We start from the raw sequence: 26,575 nt of genomic DNA, 5'->3' as shown, positions 1-26,575 counted from the left end.
GGCGCGGCCGCCCCGCGCCGGAAGCGGCCAGCCCGGCGCAGGGCGCATCCCGCCCCGGCGTACCGCCCTCAGCCGGAGGGGGTCGGCGTCGGATCCAGCGTGCTTGCGCCGCCCGCCTCGCCCGGCAGGAGGGTGGCGAGCAGGTCGTCAGGCACTGCATCGAAGCGCAAGCCGGCCTCGGAGAAGAGCCGGGCGGAGATGTGCCCGCGCCGGTCCCATTCCGAACGCGTGCCCACCCGCGGCGGAGTCGCCACCACCCGCCGGATTCCGGACTGGATGGAGAGAACGGCGCAGTGATTGCAGACCGGCTTGCCCACCACATAGAGCGTGCAGCCCCGCGCCTCCCGACCCGCGAACAGCAGGGCCGATTGCTCTGCATGCACCATCATGTCGAGCTTGGTGGGCTTGTCCGACAGGCGATCCATGTCGTCCTCGATCCGCGTCGGAAAGCCGTTGAAACCGGTGGCGACGATGCGGTTCAGTTCCGGCGCGACGATCACCGCGCCCACCCTGCCGCGCGGGTCCTTGGACCACTGCCGGATATAGGCCGCCAAGCCGAGGTAGCGCCGGTCCCAGCGGGTCAGCGTCGTGTCGGCTTCCTGCGTCATGCCGCGCCTTCCCGGGCTCGAACCACCGTTACGCTGCAGGGCGCGCGCGCCGCCACTTCGCCGGAGACCGAGCCCAGAACGCTCCGCAGCACCGAGTTTGCCCGCGCACCCATCACCACATGATCCACCCCATTCGCCTCGGCGTATTCGAGCAGGGCCTCGGCCGCCGAGGAACCCTCCAGCACGTGAAAGGTGATGCGCCCTTCCTCAAGCCCGAGGGGCGCGGCCCAGTGGCGCAGCTCCGCCAGGCGCTGCACCCGGGCGGAGCGGCCGTCCTCGTCATGCGGAAGGTCGCGGTTGAGATAGCCGTCGAGCAGCACGTTCAGGCAGGCCACGCGCGCCCCGGGCAGGGTGCGCAGGACGTTGCCCACGCTGGCGCGCAGCGCCTCGGCCAGCGGAGCGGGTCCGTCGCGGAGATCGATGGCCACGGCGACGATGGGCGAGGCATGGGCCGTCACGGCCGGGCGGCCGGCCCGAGGCGCGCGGTCACGGTTGAAACGCCGCTCCAGCACGGTGAGCCATCCGTCGCGGCTGCGGCGCGCGGCGCGCGGAGTGAGGCGCACGGCCTCGGGGTTGCGCAGGTCGAAGGCGAGCTGGGCGGCGGTGGGGTGGCGCCGGGCCGGGTCCACCTCCAGGCAGCGCAGGATCACCTCCTGAAGCCAGGGCGGGATTCCCGGGTTGAGGCGCCGGGGTGGCACGGGGTCTCGCCACAATCGTCGGCGGACAGCGCGGAGGTGGAGCGGCTCCCCGAAGGGCAGCGTGCCGGTGGCAAGCTGGTAGAGCACGACGCCGAGGGCAAAGAGGTCGCTGCGCGGCTCGCTCCGCTGCCCCATGGCCTGCTCGGGCGCCATGTAGGGGGCGGTGCCGTAGGGGATGCGGAACTCCTCCTCGATCAGGTCCGGCAGCCGGCCGTGATGGGAGAGGCCAAAATCAACCAGCACGGCGTCGCCGCGCAGCCCGTCCGGCGTGGCGCGGAACAGGATATTGGCGGGCTTGATGTCGAGATGGGAGACGCGCTGGCGGTGCAGCGCCGCCAACGCCAGCGCTACCTTGGCGCCGATCGCGGCCACTTCGTCGACCGGAAGGGGCAGGTTTCGAAGACGCATCTCAAGGGTGGGTCCGGGGATGCGCTCCATGACCAGATAGGCATGGGGCGCCTCGAAGCCCTTGGCGGCGACGAAGCGAGGAACATGCGGGCCGGTGAGGCGGGGCAGGATCATCTGCTCCATCTCGAAGGAGACGATATGCGCGGCGTCCGTCCCATCCAGCCGCGGCAACTTCATCAGCAGCGGGCCGGGATGGTCGGGGTGCGAGACCTCGAAGATCGTGGCCATGCCGCCCTCGTGGAGCGGCGCGTCGAGAAGGAAACCGTCGATCGTCCCGCCCGGCCGCGGGCGGCGGTGGGGCATCGTCAGCTCCCGGTGAAGAGGCGGTCGGCGAGGCTTTCCGGCAGGCCGGCGCGGCGGATCTTCGCGGCCGCGGTCTCCACGTCATAGGGCACGCGCATCCAGCGAAGCTCCGCGGTCTCGGGGTCCAGCAGGGCGTAGCAGGCGGAGGGGTCACCGTCCCGCGGCTGACCAACGGCTCCCATCACGGCGAGCCAGCGGCGGGCCCTGGACAGGGGAACCGGGGTGTCATGCGCAGGAACGAAGGCGCTGCATTTGTCGGTCGCTGTCAGTCCGAACAGGCGGGGGACGTGGACATGGCCGCAAATGGTCACCCGGGCGGGGCTGGCCTCCAAGCTGCGGCGGGCCTCCTCGGCGCCGGAGACGTAGCGCCATTCCTCCGGGGCCGAGGCGTCGGCATGGACGTAGAGGCGGTCCTCCTCCGTGCGCTCCATCGGCAGGGTCTTCAGAAATGCGGCCGCGTCGGGCGAGAGCTGGGCCCGAGTCCACTCCATGGCGGCGGCGGCGCGGCCATTCATGCGGTGACTACGGGAAAACACCGCCTGGTCGTGGTTGCCGAGCAGGGCGATAGCGCCATGGGCGATGCGGTCCATGACGGTACGGAGGCACCAGGCGGGGTCGGCGCCGTAGCCGACATAGTCGCCGAGGAAGACATAGCGGGTGGCGCCGGCGCGGTCGGCATGGTCGAGGCAGGCGGAAAGCGCCTCGCGGTTGGCGTGGATGTCGGAGAGGATGGCGATCATCTTGGGCCCAATCTGGCCCTGGCCAGGGTTGGATGCCAGGACCACCGCATCCCTTGCCGCGCGGCCGTGCATCCCCTATACGCCGCCCCTCCACGCGTCTCGGGCTTCTCTGGGCTGCCCGGCCGTGGTCCCGGCCCCCGCCGCATGGTGCGGCCTGTTCCCGTAAGGGAACGGCGCAAGGTGGGGTCGTCCATCCCCCGACCATTGAGGAGGACCAAATGCCCAAGATGAAGACGACGTCTTCGGCCAAGAAGCGCTTCAAGATCACGGCCACCGGCAAGGTTCTCGCCGGCCCGGGCAAGAAGCGCCACAACCTCTCCGCCCGTTCGCAGAAGGTGAAGCGCCAGAACCGCGGCAATCAGGTGCTGCGCGATCAGGACGCGAAGACCGTCATGCAGTGGCTGCCCTACGGCCTGCCCCGGTAAGCGAGAGGAGAAAGATCAATGGCTCGTGTTAAGCGCGGCGTAACCGCCCACGCCCGTCACAAGAAGGTTCTCAAGCTCGCCAAGGGCTATGTCGGCCGTTCCTCCACCGCCTTCCGCCCGGCCATCGAGCGGGTCGAGAAGGCGCTGCAGTATGCCTACCGCGACCGCCGCAACAAGAAGCGCGAGTTCCGTGGGCTTTGGATCCAGCGCATCAACGCCGCGTGCCGCGAGAACGGGATCGTCTATTCCCGCTTCATTGCCGGCCTGAAGGCCGCGGGCATCGAGCTGGACCGCAAGGTGATGGCTGCCATCGCCTATGACGACCCCACCTCCTTCGCGTCGCTCGTCGAGAAGGCCAAGGCGTCCATGCCCGAGCAGCTCAAGGCCTCGTCGCCGACGGTCTGAGCCGGCTGCCTCGCAGCAATGCGGGGCGTTGATTTGCACGAACGCCGGGGCCGCTCCGGCCGGGGGATACCCCGGCGGCGCGGCCCTTGGCATATCGGGGCCCTGCCGACGCGGCCGATCCCGGCCCGCGCCTGGCACCAGGATCAGGTTCGGGAATGCCCGTGGGAATGCCAGACGATCTCGACATGCTGCGCGCCTCGATCGAGGCCGCGATCGCGGAAGCCGCCGATCCCCGCGCGCTGGACGCCGTGCGCGTATCCGCCCTCGGCAAGAGCGGCGAGGTGACCGGGCTGCTCAAGGGCCTCGGCGCCCTGCCGCCCGAGGAGCGGAAGGCGCGCGGCGCCGAGGTGAACGTGCTGAAGGGCGAGATCGAGCGCGCGCTCGAATCCCGCCGCGTGACGCTGGACGCCTTCGCGCTGGATGCGCGGCTCGCGGCCGAGCGGATGGACATGTCCCTCCCCCCGCGCCTGCACGCGCCGACGGGGCCTGAGGCCGGCAGCATCCACCCGATTTCACGCACGATGGAGGAGCTGATCGCGCTGTTCGGCGCGATGGGCTTCGCGGTGGCCGAGGGGCCGGACATCGAGGGCGACTGGCACAACTTCTCCGCCCTCAACATTCCCGAGCACCATCCCGCCCGGCAGGACCACGACACCTTCTACCTCACCGCCCCGGAGGGCGGCCGGCGGCCGGTGCTGCGCACCCACACCAGCCCCGTGCAGATCCGCACCATGCTGAGCCAGGAGCCGCCGATCCGAGTGATCGTACCCGGCCGCACCTGGCGCGCGGATCATGACGCCACGCATTCCCCGATGTTCCATCAGGTCGAGGGTCTGGTGATCGGCCGCGACATCCACATGGGCCATCTGAAGGGCACGCTGGTGGACTTCCTGCGCGCCTTCTTCGGCATCGCCGACCTGCCCGTGCGCTTCCGCAGCAGCTACTTTCCCTTCACCGAGCCCTCCATGGAGGTGGATATCGGCTGGAGCCGGAAGACGGGCGAGCTGGGCCAGGGCGGCGACTGGCTGGAGATCCTGGGCAGCGGGATGGTGCACCCGAAGGTGCTGGCCAATGTCGGGCTCGATCCGCGCGTCTGGCAGGGCTTTGCCTTCGGGATGGGGATCGAGCGGATCACCATGCTGAAGCACGGCATCCCCGATCTGCGCCCCTTCTACGAGGCCGATCTGCGCTGGCTGCGGCATTACGCCACCAGCCCGCTCTCCCCCTTCACCCTGCACGACGCGGCGTAAGAGACGATGAAGTTCACCCTCTCCTGGCTGCGCGACCATCTCGAGACCGACGCGCCGCTCCAGCGCATCCTCGCCGCGCTGAACACCATCGGGCTGGAGGTGGAGGGCGTGGAGGACCGCGCCGCCGCGCTGGCGCCCTTCCGCATCGCCTATGTGGTGGAGGCCGAGCAGCACCCGAATGCCGACCGGCTGCGCGCGCTGAAGGTGGATGTGGGCGACGGCACGATCCGCTCCGTCGTCTGCGGCGCGCCGAATGCGCGGGCGGGGATGAAGGCCGTGGCGGCGCTTCCCGGCTCCTTCGTGCCGGGCACGGGCATCACGCTGAAGGCCGGCGAGATCCGCGGCGTGAAGAGCGAGGCGATGCTGCTGTCCTCGCGCGAGATGGGGCTGGGGGACGACCATTCCGGCATCGTGGATCTGCCGGAGGATGCGCCCGTCGGAACGCCCTATGCCGAATGGGCGGGGCTGGGCGATCCGGTGATCGAGATCAGCGTCACCCCGAACCGCGGCGATGCGCTGGCGGTACGGGGCGTGGCCCGCGATCTGGCGGCGGCCGGGATCGGCACGCTGGATCCGTGGAACCCGGAGCCGGTGGCGCCCGCCTATCCCACGCCGCTGGAATGGGTGATCGAGGATCCGCGCGCCTGCATCCAGGTGCTCGGGCGCGCCGTGCGCGGCGTGACCAACGGGCCCTCGCCGAAATGGCTGCAGGACCGGCTGGTGGCGATCGGGCTGCGGCCGATCAATGCGCTGGTGGATGTCACCAACTTCTTCACCTTCGACCTCGGGCGCCCACTGCACGTCTTCGACGTGGCGAAGGTGCGCGGCCGGACGCTGACGATGCGGCTGGGGCGCGAGGGCGACGAGTACCTGGCGCTGAACGGCAAGACCTATCGCCCGACCGGCGAGGACATCGTCATCGCCGACGAGGCGGGCGTCGAGAGCCTTGCCGCCATCGTCGGCGGCGAGTCGACGGGCTGCGACGAGGCGACGCGCGAGGTCTTCGTGGAATGCGCGCTGTTCGATCCCGTGCGGATCGCGCTGACCGGCCGCCGGCACCAGGTGCACTCCGATGCGCGCGCGCGGAACGAGCGTGGGCTCGATCCCGCCGCCCAGCGCCCGATGCTGGAAGCGGCGACGCGCATGATCATGGAGCTCTGCGGCGGCGAGGCGAGCAGCATCACTGAGGCCGGCTCTGAACCCGCCTGGCAGCGCGACGCCACGTTGCGCTTCGAGCGGATTGCGGGGCTCGGCGGTTCCTCCATCCCGGCCGAGGGCGCGGTGGCCTCGCTGGAGCGGCTCGGCTTCACGATCAAGGCGCATGACGCGGCGGCGGTGACGGTCGCGGTGCCGTCCTGGCGCAACGACATCGCATCCTCCCGCTCCGCCTATCGCGCCGGCGGCACGGAGCTGACGCAGGAGCCGGGGCTGGACCCGGCGCGCGCCCGGGCCGCCGCCGAGGGCGCGGATGCGGTGGAAGCCGAGTGCGACCTGCTGGAGGAGGTGCTGCGGCTGGAGGGGTTGGACGCCATTACCGCCGTGTCCCTCCCCGCCGAGGGGCGGCTTCCCCTGCCCTCCCTCGCCCCGCGCCAGTCACGCGCGGCGCTGGCCCGGCGCGTTCTGGCCTCGCGCGGGCTGCAGGAGGCTGTGACCTTCGGCTTCACCGCTCGCGGCACGGCCGCGCTGTTCGGCGAGGTGCCCGAGGTTCTGCGGGTGGAGAACCCGATCGCGGCCGATCTGGACCAGATGCGGCCGACGCCCGTCGCCACGCTGCTGCTCGCGGCGGGCCGTAACGCGGCGCGCGGCTTCGCGGATGTGTCGCTGTTCGAGCTTGGCGCCTCCTACCTCGCGCCCGGCCCGGACGGGCAAATGGCAACGGCGGCGGGCGTCCGCCTGGGCCGCACGCCGCGCCATTGGGCCGAGCCCTCCCGTGCCGTGGATGCGCTGGACGCCAAGGGCGATGCGCTGGCGGTGCTGCTGGCGCTTGGCGTGTCCCCGGCGGCGCTGACTGTCACCACCGATGCGCCCGGGCACTACCATCCCGGCCGCTCCGGCATCCTGCGCAGCGGGCCCAAGCTGCCGCTGGCGCGCTTCGGCGAGCTGCATCCGCGCGTGCTCTCGGCGCTGGGCATTGACGGCCCCGCGGTGGCGTTCGAGGTGCTGCTGGATTCCGTCCCCGAGCCGAAGCGGAAGAAGAAGTCCGCGCCGGATATCCCGGCCTTCCAGCCCGTGCGCCGCGACCTGGCCTTCCTCGTCGACTCCACCGTGCAGGCGGATGCGCTGGTTCGCGCGGCACGGAACGCCGAGCGGAGCCTGCTGGCCGATGTTTCGCTGTTCGACCGGTATGCCGGCGAGCGCCTGCCCGAGGGCAAGGTGTCGCTCGCGATCGAGCTGGTGCTGCAGCCGCGGGAGCGAACGATGACGGATGCGGAGATCGAGGCGACCGTCGCCCGCATCGTCGCGGCCGTCACCAAGGCGACCGGCGCGACCCTTCGGGGCTGACCGGCCGGCCGTGGCCGTCTAGCGTGGCGGCGCGCCCGGCTTCGGCCGCGCGCCGCACTGCACGGAAACGACCATGGCCAACGAAGCCCCTCGCCCTTTCCGCTACCCCGTCCCCGAGCTGGGCAGCCTGCCCGAGGATATCCGCGCCCGGATTCTCGTTGTGCAGGAGAAGGCGGGCTTCGTGCCCAATGTCTTCCTCCTCCTCGCCCGGCGGCCAGAGGAGTTCCGCGCCTTCGTCGCCTATCACGATACGCTGATGGAGAAGCGCGAGGGGCTGACGGCGGCGGAGCGCGAGATGATCGTCGTCGCCGTCTCGGCCGCGCATTCCTGCCAGTACTGCGTGGTCGCCCATGGCGCGATCCTGCGGGTGCGGGCGAAGGACCCGGTGGTGGCGGACCTGGTGTCCACCAACTACCGCAAGGCCGGCCTGCCGCCGCGCCAGCGCGCCATGCTGGATTACGCGCTGAAGGTGGCCACGCAGTCCCACCTCGTCGGGGACGAGGACCACCAGGGGCTGGCCGCGGCCGGGTTCACCGAGGACGAGGCCTGGGACATCGGGGCGATTGCCGCCTTCTTCTCCATGTCCAACCGCCTCGCCAACGCGACCGACCTGCGACCGAACCCGGAGTTCCACATGCTCGGGCGGCGGTAGCCCGCCCCAGGCGCCGCTGGCGCGTCAGTCCTCCACCGCCTCGTGGGAGGCGGCGGCGCCGCGCCGCCAGTAGCCGGCGGCCTTGATGCGCTCCTTCGGCAGGCCGTGCCGTTCCACCAGGATGCGGCGCAGGCGACGCGCGACCTCGGTTTCGCAGCCGACCCAGGCATGGCCGCTGCCTTCGGGCACGGCCCAAGCCTCCAGAGCCCTGGTCAGGCGATCCGGCTCACCCGCCGGGGCGCCGCCGCGTTCCAGCCAGGTCACGGTGAGGCCGGGACGTTCGGGGAAGGGCTGGCGTTCGGCGGCATCCGCCACCTCGACAACGGCAGTCACGCTGGCTGTTGAAGGCAGCTCCTCCAGCCGGCGGCCGATGGCGGGCAGCGCGGTTTCGTCGCCGACCAGCAGGTACCAGTCAAGGTCGTCTGGCAGCACGAAGGAGCCGCGTGGGCCGCCGACCCCGATCCGGTCACCGGGCCGGGCAGCGGCGGCCCATTCGGTCGCGGGGCCGGCCTCATGCAGGGCGAAATCGATCGAGAGCTCGCCCCGGACCGCGTCGAAGTGGCGGGGGGTGTAGTCCCGGGCCACCGGGCGGACGCCTTCCGGGTAGACCGGCCCGTTCGGCCCGAGCTCCGGCATCACCGGCTCGGCCTCGCCCGGGGCGGGGAAGAACAGCTTTACATGGTCGTCGAAGGAAGCGCTGGTGAAGCCCTCCAGATCCGGCCCGGCGAGAGTTACGCGCGCCATACGCGGCGTGATCCGCTGCACCTGCCGCACCGTCAGCAGCCTCCGGCGCAGCTCGTGCCGCACACGTCGGCCGAGCCGCACTTCAGACGTGTCCGTCATCAGATCCGCTCGACCTGCACGGCCGCATCGTCCACGATGGACACGATCCGGCGGAGCTCTTCCTCGGTCAGGCCACTGCGCGAAAGGCGAAGGCGCAATGCCATCCGTAGATTGTGCATGGCCCGCATTGCTTGCAGCTTCGCGCCATCCGGGCGGTCACCGGCGGCCTCGTCCATCCGGGCGAAAAGGACATCGGTTTCGGCCTTGCTGCTGTCCAGCAGCCCCTGCCCTTCGGGAGTGATGGCGTAGAGCTTCCGCCCGCCCTCGGTACTTGCGACGGCGATCTGGCCGAGCTCTTCCAGGAGCGTCAGGGTCGGGTAGACCACGCCCGGGCTGGGCGTATAGGCGCCTGCGAGGCGTTCCTCGATTTCCTTGATCAGCTCGTAGCCGTGGCGTGGCCGCTCGGCGATCATCCGCAGGATCACCAGGCGCAGATCGCCGGTCTCAAAGAACCGGCCGCCTCGGCCACCGCGTCCACCGCGATGGTGGCCGTGGTGGTGCCCGTGCTCGGGACCGCCGCGGTGGAAGCGGCGACGATCATGGTCGCGGCCGCGAAACAGTTGGTGGAACATGGAACCTCCAGAGTAGTACCGATATATCGGAACTACGTTAAGATATATCTAGAGTATTCCGAATTCAAGAGTGACCTCGCTCCCGCTTGGTCGGGGCCATCTCCGGGCCTATCAGGTGTCGATGCGCTCGTCCGTGCCCGCCGCGCACGAATGCCTGGCCCATGAAGCCGAAGAGGTCGTCTCGTGAAGGTTGCCGCGAAGACGGGCCGGGGGGCGCTCCCCGCGGACCGCCTCCTCTTCCGCGAGTTGTATTACCGGGACACGCCGCGGGCCGTCCGGTACCGCTACGGGCTGCTGGCGCTCGACATACTCACGCTGCTCGTCATCATCGGCACCTCCTTTGTCCCGCGCACTGCAGCCGTTGAGGTGCTGGACAGCCTGCTCGGCATCGTGCTGCTGGCCGAGTTCTTCGCCCGGCTGCGCGCGAGCCCGCGGCCGTGGCGGGAGCTTGCCCAGCCCATCACCATTGCCGATGCGGTGGCGATCCTGTGCTTCCTCATCCCCATGCTGGGGGCTGCAGCGGGCTTTCTGCGGGCGCTGCGCGTAGTGCGGCTGCTCCGGTCCGGCAGGCTTTTAGCCCGGCTGCGGGCCGATGTTCCGGGGTTCCAGCGCAACGAGGACACGGTCATCGCCGCGACCGACCTGCTGGTCTTCATCTTTATTATGACCGGGCTGGTCTACGAGACGCAGCACGGCGGCCACGGCCAGATCAAGGACTACGCGGACGCGTTGTACTTTACCGTCACGGCCCTCACCACCACCGGTTTCGGGGACATCACCCTACCCGGACGCTGGGGGCGCCTGCTGACGGTCGTCATTATGTTCTGCGGGGTCACGCTGTTCCTGCGCTTGGCGCAGTCCATCTTCCGGCCCACCAAGGTCCGATTCCCCTGCCCCAAATGCGGGCTGCAGCGCCATGAGAGCGACGCGGTCCACTGCAAGGCCTGCGGGCACATGCTGGAGATCCCTGACGAGGGGAACTGACCCGGCCGCCCGACGCCCACGGGCCGGAAACGGGCCTGGAGGCCCGGCTCGTCATGCCACGCTTGGCCGCGGGACCTCCCTGCCCTATCTGAAGGACTGAATCGCCCCATTTGGCCGGGGCGGCCGCCAGCCCACGGCCCGGAACAGCATGACCGACACGCCCCTCGACAAGATCCGCAACTTCTCGATCATCGCCCATATCGATCATGGGAAGTCCACGCTCGCCGATCGCCTGATCCAATCCACCGGCGGCCTTACCGCCCGGGAGATGACGGAGCAGGTGCTGGACAACATGGACATCGAGAAGGAGCGCGGGATCACCATCAAGGCGCAGACCGTGCGCCTCGATTACCGTGCCAAGGATGGCCAGGACTACGTCCTGAACCTCATGGACACGCCCGGCCATGTGGACTTCGCCTATGAGGTCTCGCGCAGCCTGGCGGCCTGCGAAGGATCGCTTCTTGTGGTGGACGCCTCCCAGGGCGTCGAGGCGCAGACCCTCGCCAATGTCTACCAGGCGCTGGACGCCGGGCATGAGATCGTCCCCATCCTGAACAAGGTGGACCTGCCGGCGGCTGAGCCGGACCGAGTGAAGCAGCAGATCGAGGACGTAATCGGCCTGCCCTCCGACGACGCTGTTATGATTTCGGCCAAGACTGGGCTGAACATCGAGGGCGTGCTGGAGGCCATCGTCACCCGGCTGCCGCCCCCCAAGGGGGACGCCAAGGCGCCGACCAAGGCGCTGCTGGTGGACAGCTGGTACGACCCGTATCTCGGCGTCGTCATCCTGGTACGGGTGAAGGACGGCCATCTGCGCAAGGGACAGAAGATCCGCATGATGGCGGAGGGGTCCACCCACACCATCGAGCAGGTGGGCGTGTTCCGGCCGAAGATGCAGGCCGTTGAGTCCCTTGGCCCTGGCGAGATGGGCTACATCAACGCCGCCATCAAAACCGTCGCCGATACCAATGTCGGCGATACCATCACCGATGACCGCAATCCTGCCCCGGAGGCGCTGGCGGGCTTCAAGCCCTCCGTTCCCGTCGTGTGGTGCGGACTTTATCCTGTCGATGCCGACGATTTCGAGAAGCTGCGCGACAGCCTGGCGAAGCTGCGGCTGAACGATGCGTCCTTCCACTTCGAGGCGGAGAGCTCGGCCGCGCTGGGCTTCGGCTACCGCTGCGGCTTCCTCGGCCTGCTGCATCTGGAGATCATCCAGGAGCGCCTATCGCGCGAGTTCGACCTGGACCTGATCGCGACCGCGCCGAGCGTCGTCTACAAGATGCGCATGAACAACGGCACTGTGCGGGAGCTGCACAACCCCGCGGACATGCCGGACCCCACGCTGATCGCCGCGATCGAGGAGCCCTGGATCAAGGCGACGATCTTCGTGCCCGATGAATACCTGGGCAACATCCTGACCCTGTGCAGCGAGCGCCGTGGGCAGCAGGTGGAGCTGACCTATGTCGGCAGCCGCGCCATGGCGGTGTACCGCCTGCCGCTGAACGAGGTGGTGTTCGACTTCTACGACCGCCTGAAGTCGATCTCGCGCGGCTACGCCTCCTTCGACTACGCGATGGACAGCTACGAGGAAGGCGATCTCGTGAAGATCAGCATCCTCGTGAACAACGAGCCCGTGGATGCGCTGTCCTTCATGGCGCATCGCGCGCAGTCGGAGCGGCGCGGGCGCCAGATCTGCGAGAAGCTGAAGGACCTGATCCCCCGCCAGCTCTTCAAGATCCCCATCCAGGCCGCGATCGGCGGGCGCGTGATCGCGCGCGAGACGATCGGCGCGATGTCCAAGGACGTGACCGCCAAGTGCTATGGCGGCGACATCAGCCGCAAGCGGAAGCTCCTTGAGAAGCAGAAGGAGGGCAAGAAGCGGATGCGGCAGTTTGGCAAGGTCGAGATCCCGCAGAGCGCCTTTATCGCTGCCCTGAAGATGGATAGCTGATCCGAGCCCGGGGGCGCCGTTGCGCCCCCGGAACCCGCTTGACAGGACGCCCCGTTTCCTGCGACCGCCGGTGCATAAACGGGAGTTCACGTTCATGTCCGAAATGACGCGTCGCCATGCCCTGCTCGCGGGCGTGGCCCTAGCCGCCCCCGCGCTCCTCCCCCGCGCCGCCCGCGCCCAGGCAGCCGCCTATCCCAATCGCACGATCACGATGATCGTCCCCTTCGCGGCCGGCGGCCCGACGGATGTGGTCGCCCGGCTCTGCGCCGAGACCATGGGCCGCGACCTCGGCCAGACCATCGTGGTGGAGAATGTTGGCGGCGCCGGCGGCACGCTCGGCGCCCAGCGCGTCGCCCAGGCTCGGCCGGACGGCTACACCATCCTTTGCCACCACATCGGCATGGGCACGACGCCCTCCCTTTACCGCCGCTTGGCCTATGACGCGGTGAACGGCTTCGAGACGATCGGCCTCGTCACTGAGGTGCCGATGACCATCATCGCCAAGAAGGACTTCCCGGCGAACAACCTCGCCGAGCTGATCGCGGTGCTGCGCGAGCGCAAGCTGAACATCAATCTCGCGAATGCCGGCGTCGGGGCCGCCTCGCATATCTGCGGGCTGCTGCTGCAGTCTGCCGTGCAGACGCAGGTCACCACCGTTCCCTATCGCGGCACGGCGCCTGCGATGACCGACCTGATCGGCGGCACGGTGGACTTGATGTGCGACCAGACCACCAACACGACCCAGCAGATCAACGCCGGCGCCGTGAAGGCCTTCGCCGTCACCACCTCCTCGCGGAATGCCGCGCTGCCCAACCTGCCGACCGCAGCTGAGGCCGGGCTGCCGGGCTTCGAGGTTTCGGTATGGCACGGGCTCTACGCACCCAAGGGCACGGATGCGGCGATCGTAAACCGCCTCTCCACCGCGCTGCAGGTCGCGCTGCGCGATCCGCGGCTGGTGGCGCGGTTTGGGGAGCTCGGCACGACCCCGGTGACTCAGGAGCAGGCGACCCCCGATTATCACCGCCGCTACTGGCAGGCCGACATCGCCAAGTGGCGTCCGATTATCCAGGCCGCTGGCCAGTACGCCGACTGACCATTCTGGCGGCTGGCGCGTACCCGCCTGCCGTGTCGTGAAGCGGAACGACGCCCGGTCGGCCTTGACAGCGGAACGGTCGGGCGTCACCCCCTTGGGCAGTGGAATCCTGCCCTCCGGAGGGCCGGAGTGAGGGAGACTGTCTCAATGGCAAGCCTGGCCGGACGTCGCGTTCTCGTCGTCGAGGACGAGACACTCGTCGCCATGCTGGTCGAGGACACGCTGGCCGATGCAGGCGTGGTGGTGCTTGGCCCTGTAGCGACGGTCTCCGAGGCGCTTTCTCTCCTGGACGCGGAGCGCCCCGACCTCGCCGTGCTGGACCTGAATCTGGCCGGTGAGACGTCTGAGCCTGTGGCCGACCGGCTGATCGCGCTGGAGGTGCCCTTCGTCGTTGCCTCCGGCTATGGCGCCGCTGGCCTGCCGGCGCGGCTGGCCGGCATCCCCGTGCTGGCCAAGCCCTACGCGCCCGAGGACCTCACTGCCGCCCTGGCCCGCTTGCCCGTCGCCTGAGGCGGGCACGGGTGGCGGCACAAAATAGCTGATAGGGCTGAATCCGGCACGGGGCCTGCTAGGCTTCGCCCATGATGCCAACCGCCCCAGCGAACGGCCCCTCCGCCGGCCCGATCGCCTTCACGCTTAACGGCACGCCCCGCAGCCTTCCCGCGGGCACATCGCCCACCACGACCCTGCTCGATTGGCTTCGCGGTCCCGCTGCCCTCACCGGCACGAAGGAGGGCTGCGCGGAGGGCGATTGCGGAGCCTGCACCGTGGTCATCGAGGAGGCGGACGGCGCCCGGGTGCCGGTCAATGCCTGCCTTGCCCTGCTCGGCCAGATGCATGGCCGCGCCATTCGCACCGTTGAGGGCCTGCTTGGGCACGGCGGTGCCGCGCATCCCGTGCAGCGCCTCCTCGCGGAATCCGATGCGACTCAGTGCGGATTTTGTACGCCCGGCATCGTCATGGCGGCCTGGGCTCACTCCCGTGAGGGCGGGGATGTCCATGACGCGCTGGCGGGCAATCTGTGCCGCTGCACCGGCTACCGCCCGATTGTCGACGCCTTCGGTGCCTTGCAGGACGATGGCGTGACCTCCGCGCCCGTACCCAGCGCGGCGGCGGTCCGGCTTGAGGCTCCCGGGCAGGTGTTCCACCGGCCGACGACCCTGGACGGCCTCCTTGCCCTCCGTGCCGCCCATCCGCAGGCCTGGCTGCTTTCGGGCGGCACCGATCTGGGCCTCCGCGTTTCAGAGCGGCAGGAGATGCCAGAGGAGGTCATCTGCCTGTCGGATGTGGTGGAGCTCTCCGGTCTGGAGGTTGAACCGCAGGGGCTGCGCGTCGGGGCGGCAACCCCTTACCGGCGCCTCCTCGCAGCCTGCGAGGCTGATCCGGCCTTCGCTCCGCTCGCCGGGCTGCTCCGGCGGCTCGGCTCCCGCCAGATCCGGGGCATGGGAAGCTTGGGCGGCAATCTCGGCACGGCATCGCCCATCGGCGACACACTGCCGCCCCTCATCGCCCTGGGCGCCACACTGCGGATCGCTGGGCCGGCGGGGGAGCGGGAGATGGCGGTGGAGAGCTTCCTGACGGGCTACCGCACCAATGCCCTCGGCCCGTCGGAAGTGATCCGAGACGTGCTGATTCCCCGTCCCCCAGCCGGCGCTCTGTTCGCGGCGGAGAAGCTGTCGAAGCGGTCAGACCAGGATATCGCGACGGTTGGCCTGTCCGCTGTCATCGTCGTGGAGGACAGGCGCGTCGCGTGGGCGCGGATCGCGCTGGGCGGCACGGGCCCGCGCGCGGAGCGCTGCACGGCCGCAGAGGAGGCCCTTACTGGTCGTCCCTGGACCCGTCATTCGGTCCATGAGGCGGCTGGTGCGCTCGAGGCTGCCATCGCCCCGCTTTCCGACCTCCGCGGCAGTGCCGCCTATCGTCGTTTGGCCGCCGGGAACCTTCTCCGCCGTCTCTGGCATCGCCAGCCGGAGTTTGTCTGATGGACATGCCCCCCCGCGACACCGGATCTACCCTCTCGGGACCGGGCGCCGCGTTGCGCCAGGATAGCGCGCTGAGGCACGCGACCGGCGAGGCCCGCTTCGCCGACGACATCCCCCTGCCCGCCGGGCTGCTTCACGCGGCGCTCGTGCTCTCGCCGGTGGCGCACGGGCATCTAGCGCCGCTCAACCTTGGCCCCGCGCTGGCCACCCCCGGCGTGGTTGCTGCGATCGGTCCGCGTGATATCCCCGGCCGCAACGACATCGCCCAGGCAAAGCGCGCGCCGGAGCAGATGCTGGCCGAGGGGCTGGTGGAAACCTGGGGCCAGCCGCTTGCCATCATCGTGGCGGAAACGCGGGATGCCGCGCTGGCCGGAGCCGCGGCCGTGCACCCCGTCATCGAGCCGCTACGGCCCGTGCTTTCGGTCGAGGAGGCGCTGGACGCGGGGGCCTTCCTCATGCCGCCGATGGTCATGTCGCGAGGCGACGCCGCAACCGCCCTCACCGCCGCGCCGCGCCGCCTGTCCGGTAGCTTTCAGGCCGGCGGGCAGGAGCATTTCTATCTCGAAGGCCAGATTGCGATCGCGATCCCGGGAGAGGATGGCGACCTGACCATCCACTCTTCCACCCAGCACCCGACCGAGGTGCAGCATGTCGCAGCGCGCCTGCTCGGCTGTGACCACAACCTGATTGCCGTACAGGTCCGGCGCCTGGGTGGCGGGTTCGGGGGCAAGGAGAGCAATGCTTCCTGGGTTGCCGCCTGCGCAGCCCTGGCCGCACGCCGCACCGGGCGGCCGGTGAAGCTGCGGCTGGGCCGCAAGCAGGACATTGCGGCGACAGGCAAGCGACACCCCATGCTGTTCCGCTGGCAGGCCGGGTTCGACGAAACGGGCCGCATCCTGGCGCTGGAGGCGACGCTCGCGGCCGACGGCGGTCACAGCGTGGACCTCTCTGGCGGGGTGGTGTTCCGAGCGGTCACTCACGCGCTGAACTGCCTGGACGTGCCGGACGTCGCTATCACCGGGATCGCCTGCAAGACGAACACGGTCAGCAACACCGCCTTCCGCGGCTTCGGCGGGCCGCAGGGCGTGCTGCTGATGGAGGATGTCACCCGCCATGTCGCCCGCGCCCTCGGCACGACGCAGGAGGCGGTGCGGGACCGCAACATGGCCGGGGGACTGAACGACGCCCTCACCCCTTATGGCCAGGCGCTGGAGGGCGACCTGATTCGGCGCGTCTGGGCCGAGTGCCGCGACGGCGCGGAATGGTCCCGCCGCCGCGCCGAAATCGACGCCTTCAATGCGGGCAGCGAGGTGGTACGGCGCGGGCTGGGCAGCTTCGTGCTCGCCTTCGGCATCTCCTTCGGCATCATGTCGATGAATCAGGCGGGCGCGCTGGTGCATGTCTATGAGGATGGCTCGATCCGCCTGAACCATGGCGGCACGGAGATGGGCCAGGGGCTGTTCATCAAAATTGCTCAGGTGGTCGCCGGCGTCTTCGGCGTGCCGGTTGAGCGCGTGCGGATCACCCCCACCAGCACGGCGGAGGTGCCCAACACGGCGCCAACTGCTGCCAGCACGGGAACGGACCTGAATGGCTGGGCGGCCCAGATCGCGGCCACCACCGTCCGAAGCCGAATGGCCGAGCTGGCAGCGGCCGAATGGGGCGTGCAAGCGGAGGAGGTACGCTTCGAGGAAGAGGAGGTGTTCGCTGGCAATCACCGCATGCGCTTCGCCGAACTGGCCCATCGCTGCGTGCAGGCCCGCGTGTCTCTTTCCTCGACCGGGTTCTACAAGACCCCGGACATCCATTGGGACCCGGCCGCCATCCGCGGCGAGCCATTCTTCTACTTTTCCTACGGCGCCGCGATCGCGGAGGTGGAGCTGGACCTGCTGACGGGCGAGCACCGGATGATCCGCGCCGATCTGGTCCAGGACTGCGGTCGATCCCTGAACCCCGCCGTGGATCTCGGCCAGATTGAGGGCGCCTTCGTCCAGGGGCTGGGTTGGCTGACTTGCGAGGAGCTGTGGTGGGACGCGGAGGGGCGGTTGCGCAGCCTCGGCCCGTCCACCTACAAAATCCCGGGCTCGCGCGACGTGCCACCCGTGTTCAACGTCCGCCTGCTCGAAGGCGCCCCGAACCGCGCCGACACGGTGTTCCGCTCCAAAGCCGTGGGGGAGCCGCCGCTTATGCTGGCGACGGCAGTCTGGAACGCGCTGCGGGACGCGGCCGGAAGCGACCGGCTGGATCTGCCCGCAACGCCGGAGCGGCTGCTCTTCGCTGCACGGGGGTAATGGCAGGGCCTTACCGACGCCGCATTGGCCACCTCAGGACTTGCCCCCGCTTGCGGCCGGCCCGGGTGAGCCATACCGTGCCGGAAAGCCCCGCGCGCCAGAAGCCGGGCAGAGGGAACGGCATGAGCAACAGCTTCCGTGGACTCGATTTCGGCCTCGGCGAGACTGCCGACGCCTTGCGCGAGCAGGTGGCCGCCTTCGCCGCCGACGAGATCACCCCCCGCGCCGCCGAGATCGACCGCAGCAACGAGTTCCCGATGGACCTCTGGCGGAAGTTCGGTGATCTCGGGCTGCTCGGCATCACGGCGCCGGAGGAGTATGGCGGTGCCGCCATGGGCTATCTCGAGCACTGCGTGGCCATGGAAGAGTTGAGCCGCGCCTCGGCCAGCGTCGCGCTTTCCTACGGCGCTCATTCCAATCTTTGCGTGAACCAAATCGCCCGCAACGGCAATGCGGAGCAGAAGGCGCGATACCTGCCCAGACTGATTTCCGGCGAGCATGTCGGCGCGCTGGCGATGAGCGAGCCCGGCGCCGGATCAGACGTCGTTGGCATGCGGACCCGCGCCGAGAGGCGTGGCGACCGCTACGTGCTCAACGGCAGCAAGATGTGGATCACCAACGGGCCGGATGCCGATACGCTGGTGGTCTATGCCAAGACCGATCCGGAGGCGGGCCCGCGCGGCATCACTGCTTTCCTGATCGAGAAAGGCTTCACGGGTTTCTCCACCGCGCAGAAGCTGGACAAGCTAGGCATGCGCGGATCCAACACTTGCGAGCTGGTCTTCGAGGATTGCGAGGTGCCGGCGGAGAATGTGCTGGGAACCGAGGGGCGCGGCGTGAACGTGCTGATGAGCGGTTTGGATTACGAGCGCGCCGTGCTCGCCGCAGGGCCGACTGGCATCATGCAGGCCTGCCTCGACGTGGTTCTGCCCTATGTCCATGACCGCAAGCAGTTCGGTCAGGCGATCGGCGAGTTCCAGCTCATGCAGGGCAAGATCGCCGACATGTACACGGTGATGAACGCCGCCAAATCCTATGTCTACACCGTCGCCAAGGCCTGCGACGCCGGCCGTACCACGCGCAAGGATGCTGCCGGCGCCATCCTCTACGCGGCCGAGAAGGCCACCTGGATGGCGCTGGAGGCCATCCAGGCACTGGGCGGCAACGGCTACATCAACGACTACCCGACCGGACGGCTGCTACGGGACGCGAAGCTGTACGAGATTGGCGCCGGCACCAGCGAGATCCGGCGCATGCTGATCGGCCGCGAGCTGTTCAACGAGACCGCCTGATGCCTGTTCTCCCCACTGCACTCGACGCGCGCTCTCCCGAATACAGGGAGAACGCTGCACGCATGTGCGCCCTGGTCGATGACCTGCGCGCCCGGGCCGACCGCGTGCGTGAAGGTGGCGGCGCGGGTGCGCGGGAGAAGCATCTGGCCCGCGGCAAGCTTCTTCCACGCGACCGTATCCGCGCGCTGATCGACCCCGCCTCCCCTTTCCTTGAGATCGGGCAGCTCGCGGCGAACGGACTGTACGGTGACGAAGTGCCCTCCGCGGGCATCGTGACCGGCATCGGCCGCATCGAGGGCCGCGAATGCATGGTGGTGGCCAATGACGCGACGGTTAAGGGCGGCACCTATTTCCCGCTCACCGTGAAGAAGCACCTGCGCGCGCAGGAGATCGCCGAGCAGAACCGCCTGCCCTGCCTCTATCTCGTCGATTCCGGTGGTGCCAACCTTCCCAACCAGGACGAGGTCTTCCCCGACCGCGACCATTTTGGCCGCATCTTCTTCAATCAGGCGAACATGTCCGCCAAGGGAATCCCGCAGATCGCGGTGGTCATGGGCAGTTGTACCGCGGGGGGCGCCTATGTGCCGGCGATGTCGGACCAGAGCATCATCGTGCGTAACCAGGGCACCATCTTCCTCGCCGGCCCGCCGCTGGTGAAGGCGGCGACGGGCGAGGTGGTGAGCGCGGAGGATCTCGGCGGCGCCGAGGTGCATTCCCGCATTTCCGGCGTGACGGACCACATGGCCGAGAGCGACTCCCACGCGCTCGGCATCGCACGCCGCATCGTGGCCGGGTTGAACACGCGCAAGCCCGCTTCGCTCGACATCGTGCCACCGCGACCACCTGCCTACGATCCACGCGGGCTGCACGGCCTCGTCCCCGCCGATCTTCGCCAGCCCTACGACGTGCGCGAGGTGATCGCGCGGCTGGTTGACGCGTCGGAGTTCGACGAGTTCAAACCTCTTTACGGCCCCAGCCTCGTCACCGGCTTCGCGCGACTGCACGGCTATCCTGTGGGCATCGTGGCCAACAATGGAGTGCTGTTCAGCGAATCCGCGCAGAAGGGCGCGCATTTCATCGAGCTGTGCTGCCAGCGCGGTATCCCGCTGGTGTTCCTGCAGAACATCACGGGCTTTATGGTCGGCCGCAAATACGAGAGCGGCGGCATCGCAAAGGACGGCGCAAAGATGGTCACCGCCGTGGCCACCGCAACCGTGCCGAAGTTCACTGTCGTCATCGGCGGCAGCTTCGGCGCTGGTAACTACGGCATGTGCGGGCGAGCTTATTCACCGCGCTTCCTCTTCATGTGGCCCAATGCCCGCATCGGGGTGATGGGGGGCGAGCAGGCGGCATCCGTCCTCTCCACCATCCGGCGCGACGCGATCGAGGCAAAAGGTGGCACCTGGCCGGCCGAGGAGGAGGAGAGCTTCAAGGCGCCGCTGCGCGAGCAGTACGAAACCCAGGGCAACCCGTACTACGCCACCGCCCGCCTGTGGGACGATGGCATCATCGACCCTGCCGATACGCGCACCGTGCTGGCGTTGGCCATTTCGGCATCGCTGAACGCACCAATCGAATCCTGGGCCTCGCGGCCGCCGGGCTTCGGCCTGTTCCGGATGTGATGCGCCCTATGACAGCGATGTTCCGCACCATCCTCATCGCCAATCGCGGCGAGATCGCCTGCCGCGTGATCCGCACCGCACGCCGCATGGGCATCCGCACCGTGGCCGTGCATTCCGATGCCGATGTCGGCGCGATGCATGTTGCTATGGCCGATGAGTCCCGTCACATCGGGCCGGCGCCGGCGCGCGAGTCCTATCTCCACATCGATGCGATCATCGCAGCAGCGCGGGCATCCGGCGCCGAGGCCATTCACCCCGGCTACGGCTTCCTCTCGGAGAACGCGGAATTCGCCGATGCATGCGCCGCTGCTGGCATCACCTTCATCGGCCCGACCGCCTCCGCCATCCGGGCCATGGGATCGAAGTCCGCAGCGAAGGCACTGATGGAGCGCGCCGGCGTACCACTCGTGCCCGGCTACCACGGCGACGATCAGTCGCCCGAAGCCCTGCAGGCGGCAGCCGACCGCATCGGCTACCCGCTGCTCATCAAGGCCAGCGCGGGTGGAGGCGGCAAGGGCATGAAGGTGGTGGAATCCGCTGACGGCCTGGAGCAATCGCTCGCGCTGGCCAAGGGTGAGGCGCGCTCTGCCTTCGGCGATGACCACGTCCTGCTCGAGCGGTATCTCACCCGCCCTCGTCATATCGAAATCCAGGTCTTCGCCGACACCCAGGGCAACACCGTTCACCTGTTCGAGCGCGACTGCTCGATCCAGCGGCGCCACCAGAAGGTAGTGGAGGAGGCCCCCGCCCCGGGTATGGATCCTGCGCGGCGTGAGGCGATGGGGCGCGCGGCCTGTGATGCGGCCCGCGCGATCGGTTATGTTGGCGCCGGAACGGTAGAGTTCATCGCTGAAGGCGACACCTTTGCCTTCATGGAGATGAATACCAGGCTACAGGTAGAACACCCCGTCACTGAGGCCATCACCGGCCAGGACTTGGTGGAGTGGCAGCTCCGCGTCGCAGCCGGCGAGCCCCTGCCGATGACGCAGGACCAGCTCCGCATCCAGGGCCACGCCATCGAGATGCGGCTCTACGCCGAGGACCCCGCTCGCGATTTCGCGCCGTCCACCGGCCGGATCGACCATCTCCGCACCCCGCCGGAGACGGGCGGCATCCGCATTGACACGGGCGTTCGCGAAGGCGACGCAGTCACCATCCATTATGACCCCATGCTCGCCAAGATCATCGCGCATGGCCCGGACCGTTCAGCGGCACTGGCCCGCCTCTCTCGCGCTTTGGACGCCACCGAGCTGGTTGGGCCCGCAACCAACCTCCCGCTCCTCCGCGCCATCGCCGCGCATCCCGCCTTCCGCGCGGGCGAGCTCGATACCGGCTTCATTGCTCGGAATGCGGACACGTTGCTGGCGTCGGCCGGCCCAGCGCCACGCGCGGCCCTGGCGGCCGCTGTCGCACAAGTTCTGGCGGACGCCGCCGCTCATGCCTCTTCGGATCCAGCGGATCCGCACTCGCCTTGGGCGGCGGCATCGGCTTGGCGGCTGAGTGGTGAAGGGTACCAGGACGTCGTGCTCACGGATGGTGAGAACACGAGCGTTCTCCGCGCCTATCCCGGCGAGCATGGCTTTCGGCTGATCCTGCCGGACGGTACCGCCGAGGTCACGGCCGCCGAGGCTGCAGATGGCACGCTCTCATTGGCGCTCGACGGCACGGTCCGCCGCGCCCGTGTCCTGCGGCAAGGCGAACGCATCTCGGTCTTCCTCGACGGCACGGCCCACCAGCTGCGCGCCACGGATCCGCTTGCGCCAAGCGAGGCAACGGGTGCCACCACCGGCCGCATTCTCGCGCCCATGCCAGGGAAGGTGCTCGAGGTTACCGTGCAGCCGGGCCAGTCAGTTGCGCGCGGTGCCGTGTTGCTGGTGATGGAAGCGATGAAGGTGCAGATGCGCATCACAGCCCCGGCGGATGGGACGGTTGCGGCCGTCCACTGTGCGCCCGGAGACTTGGTTGAGGACGGCGCCGAACTGGTGTCCCTCGACTAGCGCGAGGGGCGCCGAGCCGCTCGCCCGCCGCCGCGCACCAGCGCCTCGCAGCGGTCGTCCTCACCCGTACCGAACTGGATCGTCGGCAGCAGCCCGGCCACCGGCGCCACAAGGGCCGCCAGCCCGCCAATAATGCCGCCGCGCGTGGCCAGCTCCGTCATGTCCGGCCCGACATCTGGGTCGCGGAAGGTTCCATCGACCAGGATGGAGGTAGGGATCGCGCCGATTGTGAAGGACTTGGATTCGCTCCGCAGCCGCACATTCAGCCGCTCCCGCGCGATATCCACCGCGCCGGTCGCATTCACCACCACATCCTCGGTATCGAGTATGACCGTGCGCAGGTTGGCCGTGCCCCGTTGGAGGGCGATGTTGCCGACGAAGCACTGCACCACCGTTCGCCCGGGCACGCCGATGGCCGAGAGGATCGCATTTGCCAGGCGCAGGCCGGAAAGGTCCACCAGCAACGCCGAGAGATTTCCGCCCGACATGCCCAGTGTGATCTCACCGTTGCCGCGGCTGAGAATATCGGCGAAGGACCGTCCCGTGCCGTCGATACGGCTGCGTCCGTTGATACGCCCTGCGCCTTCGAAGGTCTGCGTCGCTTGCATCAACCGCGAGACGTCGAGCCGCTGGAATCGGACATCGGCGCGGGCATGCAACTGCCCGCCCTCTTGCGGCGTGAGGGCGATCTCACCCTCAATCTGCCCCGTCCCAACGCCGAGGGCGAGCGGCCGCAACGTTACCGCCCCGTCCTTCACCTCCATCACGGCGCGCATATTGTCGAAAGGGATGTTGCGCCCGACGATGCTGTCGGCCCGGTAGTTCAGCCGGACGTTCGCGGCATCCAGCTTGGGGAAGTTGATGGGGTCATCCGGCAGCACGCGGCCGCGGGATTCGTTGCGCGCCACCTCGCGCCGCTGCTGCGGACTCTGGCCGGGCGTCGAGGCGCGGCCAGGCTCCTCGCCGATGAAGCCGCCGAGATCGGCGAGGTCGACGCGGCGCGACCGCAACTCAGCCTCGACCATCGGCTTCTGCTCGCCCGTCGTTACCGCGATGGTGCCGCCGATATCGCTGCGGCCCATGCGGCCGGTGAAGTCACGGAACCGCACGCGGCCATCGACGTAATCGAGCTGCCCGGCGATCTCGTAATTAGGTGTCTTCGGGATCGGCACGCCGGTCAGCGGCTGGAGAAGCGACATGTCCGGGCCGCGCAATTCGAGGCGCACATCAGCACCCTGCAGTTCCAGCGGGTTGCGCAGCGATCCGCGGAGGCTGACGCGTGTCGGTCCGTTCGCCACCTGCATCTCGATCGGCCAGGGCTTGCCCGTGTCCTGCAGCGCCAGGACGGCACCACCTAGTGCCGTGCCGGTGATTGGCTGCCCGGCATAGGTGCCGCGCGCCTCGACGGCGATGCGAGGCTCGTCTGTGTCCTCCGCCCGGGTGGCAATGGCGACGTTGAAATCTGCCCGGAGGCGAGGATCCACGACATGCGCCTGGCCTTCGACAATCCGGAGCAGGCCGATTCGCGGCGCCGCATTCGGTGCGCTCGGTTCCGGCGCGGGGGCGCTCTCGCCAGCCGGCTTCCCGGTGTTGAAATCGTAGTTCGTGCGTCCATCGGCCAGGGCCACGGCCTCGACGACCGGCCGCGTGACCTCGATTGCGGGAATAACGATGGCGCGCTCATGCCAGTAAGCCATGACGTCGACTTTGGCGGAAAGACGCTCTGCACGTGCGAAGGGCGGGTCCTCCGCAAAACCCTCGGGGTTGGCAATCCGTACGCCGTCCGCAGACACCTCGGTAACGCGACCGAGCCGGACATGGAGATGCTCGATGGTCACCTTTCGCCCGAGCGCGGCCGACGCCCGGCTCTCGGCAATAGGAATGAACCAGTCCCAGGACCAGAACACGACCAGCAAGGCGAGCGCTGCGAGCGGGACCCCGGTCCATATCGCCCAGCGCGGTATGCGGCGTGCCGCCATGCTGTCCTCCGTCCGCCTCGCCCAGGTCATGTAATGCACGAGGCCGGTCCAGGTTCACCTGTAGCCCCCGAACGACGGGCGCACCGGCTCAGCCGATCGACGCGATCCAGGCGAACACAGCGAGGCCACCGAGAACAAAAATGCCAATAAAGCCCATCACCAACATGCCGTCCGGGGCACGCTCAACTGGAGAAGCCGTGCTCTCCGCCTTGTTGTCACTTTGCGGACCGGTCGCCATGGCCACACCTCCCTGCTGCACTGATCTGCGCGGGTAACGCAGGAAGGCCGAAGGCTCTTCCCGCCACACCCGTTCGTGATCGGTCCGTCGCGCCGGCTGGATCATGCCCGTATGGCCGGGCGGGGTTATCCCTTCCGGACGTTCCAGAACTTGATAAAGCCTGGAAGCACGCCCGAGACTTCCCGCCGCATGACCGTCGGTAGGAACACATGCGCGACCGGGATCCAGGTCACGTCCTTGAAGGTCTGCAACTGCAGTTCTCGGGCGATCGCCTGCCGTTGCGCCTGCTCGGGCGCGAGGAACCATTCGCGGTACAGCGCTTCGATCCCCGGGCTATCCGGCCAACCGATCCACGCGTCTTTCCCGTTCGCGCGGATGGAGGGAACGACGGTGGGGTCGCTGAAGTAGTCGCCATCGGCGCTCACGGCGAAAACACTCCATCCGCCGCGGTCCGGCGGCTGCTGGCTCGTCCGCCGCTGCACCACGCTGCCCCAGTCCATGGCTTGGTAGTCGAGGTTGAAGCCCATCTTGCGCAGCAGTTCGCCTGCCACTTCGCTGGCCGCGTTGTTCACCGGGCTGTCCGTGCCCACCAGCATGACCACGCGCTCGCCCTTATAGCCAGCGGCGGCCAGCTCGCGCTTCAGAGCATCGAAATCCGTCCGGCCGGCCATCACTTCCAGCCCCGCGTCGGTCGCCATTGGCGCGCCCGGCAGGAAGATGCCGACCCTGCCACCGCGCAGCGCGGGGTCGGAGCCACCGATCGCCGCCGCGAAATCCTCCTGATTCACCGCGGAGAGGACGAGCTTGCGGATCGCCAGGTTATCGAAGGGGGGGTGCAGGTGGTTGAACTGCAGGAAGGCGAGCGTGCCCGCGCGGTTCGTCACCTCCACCTTGAGCGACCGGTCGCGTGCCAGGCGCGGCAGCAGGTCCGGGATCGGACGCTCCAGCCAGTCCACCTCGCCCTGCTGCACGGCGCCCATTGCGGTCGCGGCATCGGGGATGATCTGCCACTCCACCCGATCGACATTCACGATCTTCGGGCCGGCGGAAAGGCCGGGCTGGCCGTCGGGACGGGGGACATAGGTCTCGTTGCGGGCATAGGCCACGCGGGCACCGGGCACGCGCTCGCCGGCCAGGAAGCGGAAGGGGCCGCTGCCGACCATCTCCGTCACCGCTGTATTCGGATCGGCCGGGAAGACGCGCTCGGGCATGATGAACGGGCAATAGGGCGTGGTCTTGGCCAGGGCCTGAGGCAGCAGCGGAAAGGGACGCTTGAGTCGGAAGCGCAGCGTCCTGTCGTTCAGGGCAGAGAGCTCGTCGGTCACGCTCATCAGCGTGCGGCCGAAGGGATCGCGCCGTGCCCAGCGGCGGATGCTGGCCACGCAATCCGCGGCGCGCACCGGCGTGCCGTCGTGGAAGCGCAGCCCGTCGCGCAGGCGAAGCGTCCAGACGCGGCCTTCCTCGCTGACCTCCTGCGCGCCGACCATCTCCGGGACCGGCTCGCCGGCCGCGTTCATCCCGTAGAGGGTGTCGAAGACCATGAAGGCGTGGTTGCGGGTGACGGTCGCGGTGGTGATGCCGGGGTCGAGCACAGCGAGATCGGCCTGGGGGATGACCCGCAGCACACGGTTTGACTGCGCCCGCGCCAGCCGGGGCGCCGCGAGGAGGCCCGTGCCGGTGGCCGCACCCAGGGCGCAAAGCCCCGCGCCGGACGACAGAAAGCCACGCCGATCCATG

At 68.9% G+C, this 26,575-nt stretch carries 22 protein-coding genes; 14 read left to right on the top strand and 8 right to left on the bottom strand.

Annotated features, from left to right (window positions below):
* Positions 1-68: 68 nt before the first annotated feature.
* From ACVBD7_RS06665 to ACVBD7_RS06655, 3 genes are read right to left on the bottom strand one after another with little or no spacing between them, the layout of a single operon-like run.
* Positions 69-608 (bottom strand): deoxycytidylate deaminase, encoded by a 540-nt coding sequence (locus ACVBD7_RS06665; protein ID WP_458096712.1) that lies wholly within the window; start codon positions 606-608, stop codon positions 69-71.
* Positions 605-2,017 (bottom strand): protein kinase domain-containing protein, encoded by a 1,413-nt coding sequence (locus ACVBD7_RS06660; RefSeq protein ID WP_458096711.1) that lies wholly within the window; start codon positions 2,015-2,017, stop codon positions 605-607. Before ACVBD7_RS06660 ends, ACVBD7_RS06665 begins: the two co-directional genes overlap by 4 nt.
* A gap of 2 nt (positions 2,018-2,019) precedes the next feature.
* Positions 2,020-2,757 carry a metallophosphoesterase family protein gene (locus ACVBD7_RS06655; RefSeq protein WP_458096710.1) on the bottom strand — a complete coding sequence of 246 codons (738 nt, stop codon included), beginning with the start codon at positions 2,755-2,757 and terminating at the stop codon, positions 2,020-2,022.
* Between the two features lie 218 nt (positions 2,758-2,975).
* Here ACVBD7_RS06655 and rpmI point away from each other — a divergent pair, with 218 nt between their 5' ends.
* The 5 genes from rpmI to ACVBD7_RS06630 all read left to right on the top strand — a co-directional run bounded on the left by rpmI (position 2,976) and on the right by ACVBD7_RS06630 (position 7,991).
* Positions 2,976-3,182 (top strand): 50S ribosomal protein L35, encoded by a 207-nt coding sequence (rpmI, locus tag ACVBD7_RS06650; protein WP_073132793.1) that lies wholly within the window; start codon positions 2,976-2,978, stop codon positions 3,180-3,182.
* Between the two features lie 18 nt (positions 3,183-3,200).
* A complete protein-coding gene (rplT, locus tag ACVBD7_RS06645) occupies positions 3,201-3,587 on the top strand; it encodes a 50S ribosomal protein L20 (RefSeq protein ID WP_458096709.1) in 387 nt (128 codons plus the stop codon).
* Between the two features lie 167 nt (positions 3,588-3,754).
* Positions 3,755-4,837 (top strand): phenylalanine--tRNA ligase subunit alpha, encoded by a 1,083-nt coding sequence (gene pheS / locus ACVBD7_RS06640; RefSeq protein ID WP_458097649.1) that lies wholly within the window; start codon positions 3,755-3,757, stop codon positions 4,835-4,837.
* Positions 4,838-4,843: 6 nt separating this feature from the next.
* On the top strand, positions 4,844-7,339 hold the full coding sequence (gene pheT, locus ACVBD7_RS06635; protein WP_458096708.1) for a phenylalanine--tRNA ligase subunit beta: 2,496 nt from the start codon (positions 4,844-4,846) through the stop codon (positions 7,337-7,339).
* Positions 7,340-7,412: 73 nt separating this feature from the next.
* Positions 7,413-7,991, top strand: coding sequence for a peroxidase-related enzyme (locus ACVBD7_RS06630; protein ID WP_458096707.1), 579 nt, complete (start codon positions 7,413-7,415; stop codon positions 7,989-7,991).
* 24 nt (positions 7,992-8,015) lie between these two features.
* On the opposite strand, the gene ACVBD7_RS06625 is transcribed toward ACVBD7_RS06630, so the two are convergent.
* Together ACVBD7_RS06625 and ACVBD7_RS06620 are read right to left on the bottom strand one after the other, a co-directional pair.
* Positions 8,016-8,834: a siderophore-interacting protein gene (locus ACVBD7_RS06625; RefSeq protein ID WP_458096706.1), complete on the bottom strand. Its 819-nt coding sequence runs from the start codon at positions 8,832-8,834 to the stop codon at positions 8,016-8,018.
* On the bottom strand, positions 8,834-9,406 hold the full coding sequence (locus ACVBD7_RS06620) for a PadR family transcriptional regulator (protein WP_458096705.1): 573 nt from the start codon (positions 9,404-9,406) through the stop codon (positions 8,834-8,836). The genes ACVBD7_RS06625 and ACVBD7_RS06620 overlap by 1 nt, the downstream gene beginning before the upstream one ends.
* Before the next feature lie 183 nt (positions 9,407-9,589).
* Here ACVBD7_RS06620 and ACVBD7_RS06615 point away from each other — a divergent pair, with 183 nt between their 5' ends.
* The 9 genes from ACVBD7_RS06615 (at position 9,590) to ACVBD7_RS06575 (ending at position 22,621) form a co-directional block, all read left to right on the top strand.
* Complete coding sequence (locus ACVBD7_RS06615; protein ID WP_458096704.1) at positions 9,590-10,390, top strand: potassium channel family protein; 801 nt, start codon at positions 9,590-9,592, stop codon at positions 10,388-10,390.
* Positions 10,391-10,538: 148 nt separating this feature from the next.
* Positions 10,539-12,344: a translation elongation factor 4 gene (gene lepA / locus ACVBD7_RS06610; RefSeq protein ID WP_458096703.1), complete on the top strand. Its 1,806-nt coding sequence runs from the start codon at positions 10,539-10,541 to the stop codon at positions 12,342-12,344.
* Positions 12,345-12,438: 94 nt separating this feature from the next.
* Entirely contained in the window at positions 12,439-13,437 is a 999-nt protein-coding gene (locus ACVBD7_RS06605; protein ID WP_458096702.1) for a tripartite tricarboxylate transporter substrate binding protein BugD, read from the top strand.
* A 147-nt stretch (positions 13,438-13,584) separates the two neighbouring features.
* The gene (locus ACVBD7_RS06600; RefSeq protein ID WP_458096701.1) at positions 13,585-13,947 is read left to right on the top strand and encodes a response regulator; all 363 of its coding nucleotides are present in this window, start codon (positions 13,585-13,587) and stop codon (positions 13,945-13,947) included.
* A 71-nt stretch (positions 13,948-14,018) separates the two neighbouring features.
* Positions 14,019-15,419 (top strand): xanthine dehydrogenase small subunit, encoded by a 1,401-nt coding sequence (locus ACVBD7_RS06595; protein ID WP_458096700.1) that lies wholly within the window; start codon positions 14,019-14,021, stop codon positions 15,417-15,419.
* Positions 15,419-17,710, top strand: a complete 2,292-nt coding sequence (xdhB, locus tag ACVBD7_RS06590; protein WP_458096699.1) for a xanthine dehydrogenase molybdopterin binding subunit — start codon at positions 15,419-15,421, stop codon at positions 17,708-17,710. Before ACVBD7_RS06595 ends, xdhB begins: the two co-directional genes overlap by 1 nt.
* 122 nt (positions 17,711-17,832) lie before the next feature.
* A complete protein-coding gene (locus ACVBD7_RS06585; protein ID WP_458096698.1) occupies positions 17,833-19,002 on the top strand; it encodes an isovaleryl-CoA dehydrogenase in 1,170 nt (389 codons plus the stop codon).
* Positions 19,002-20,624: a carboxyl transferase domain-containing protein gene (locus tag ACVBD7_RS06580; protein WP_458096697.1), complete on the top strand. Its 1,623-nt coding sequence runs from the start codon at positions 19,002-19,004 to the stop codon at positions 20,622-20,624. The genes ACVBD7_RS06585 and ACVBD7_RS06580 overlap by 1 nt, the downstream gene beginning before the upstream one ends.
* Before the next feature lie 8 nt (positions 20,625-20,632).
* Positions 20,633-22,621 carry an acetyl/propionyl/methylcrotonyl-CoA carboxylase subunit alpha gene (locus ACVBD7_RS06575; protein WP_458096696.1) on the top strand — a complete coding sequence of 663 codons (1,989 nt, stop codon included), beginning with the start codon at positions 20,633-20,635 and terminating at the stop codon, positions 22,619-22,621.
* On the opposite strand, the gene ACVBD7_RS06570 is transcribed toward ACVBD7_RS06575, so the two are convergent.
* The 3 genes from ACVBD7_RS06570 to ACVBD7_RS06560 form a co-directional block, all read right to left on the bottom strand.
* Positions 22,618-24,600: an AsmA family protein gene (locus ACVBD7_RS06570; protein ID WP_458096695.1), complete on the bottom strand. Its 1,983-nt coding sequence runs from the start codon at positions 24,598-24,600 to the stop codon at positions 22,618-22,620. The genes ACVBD7_RS06575 and ACVBD7_RS06570 overlap by 4 nt on opposite strands.
* 88 nt (positions 24,601-24,688) lie before the next feature.
* The gene (locus ACVBD7_RS06565; protein ID WP_458096694.1) at positions 24,689-24,943 is read right to left on the bottom strand and encodes a hypothetical protein; all 255 of its coding nucleotides are present in this window, start codon (positions 24,941-24,943) and stop codon (positions 24,689-24,691) included.
* 20 nt (positions 24,944-24,963) lie between these two features.
* Entirely contained in the window at positions 24,964-26,574 is a 1,611-nt protein-coding gene (locus ACVBD7_RS06560) for an ABC transporter substrate-binding protein (protein ID WP_458096693.1), read from the bottom strand.
* Position 26,575: the final 1 nt, after the last annotated feature.

This window comes from Roseomonas sp. WA12 (genome assembly GCF_054165765.1).
Note: the sequence above shows the minus strand (reverse complement) of the source record. Positions and strands in the feature narration are given on the sequence as shown.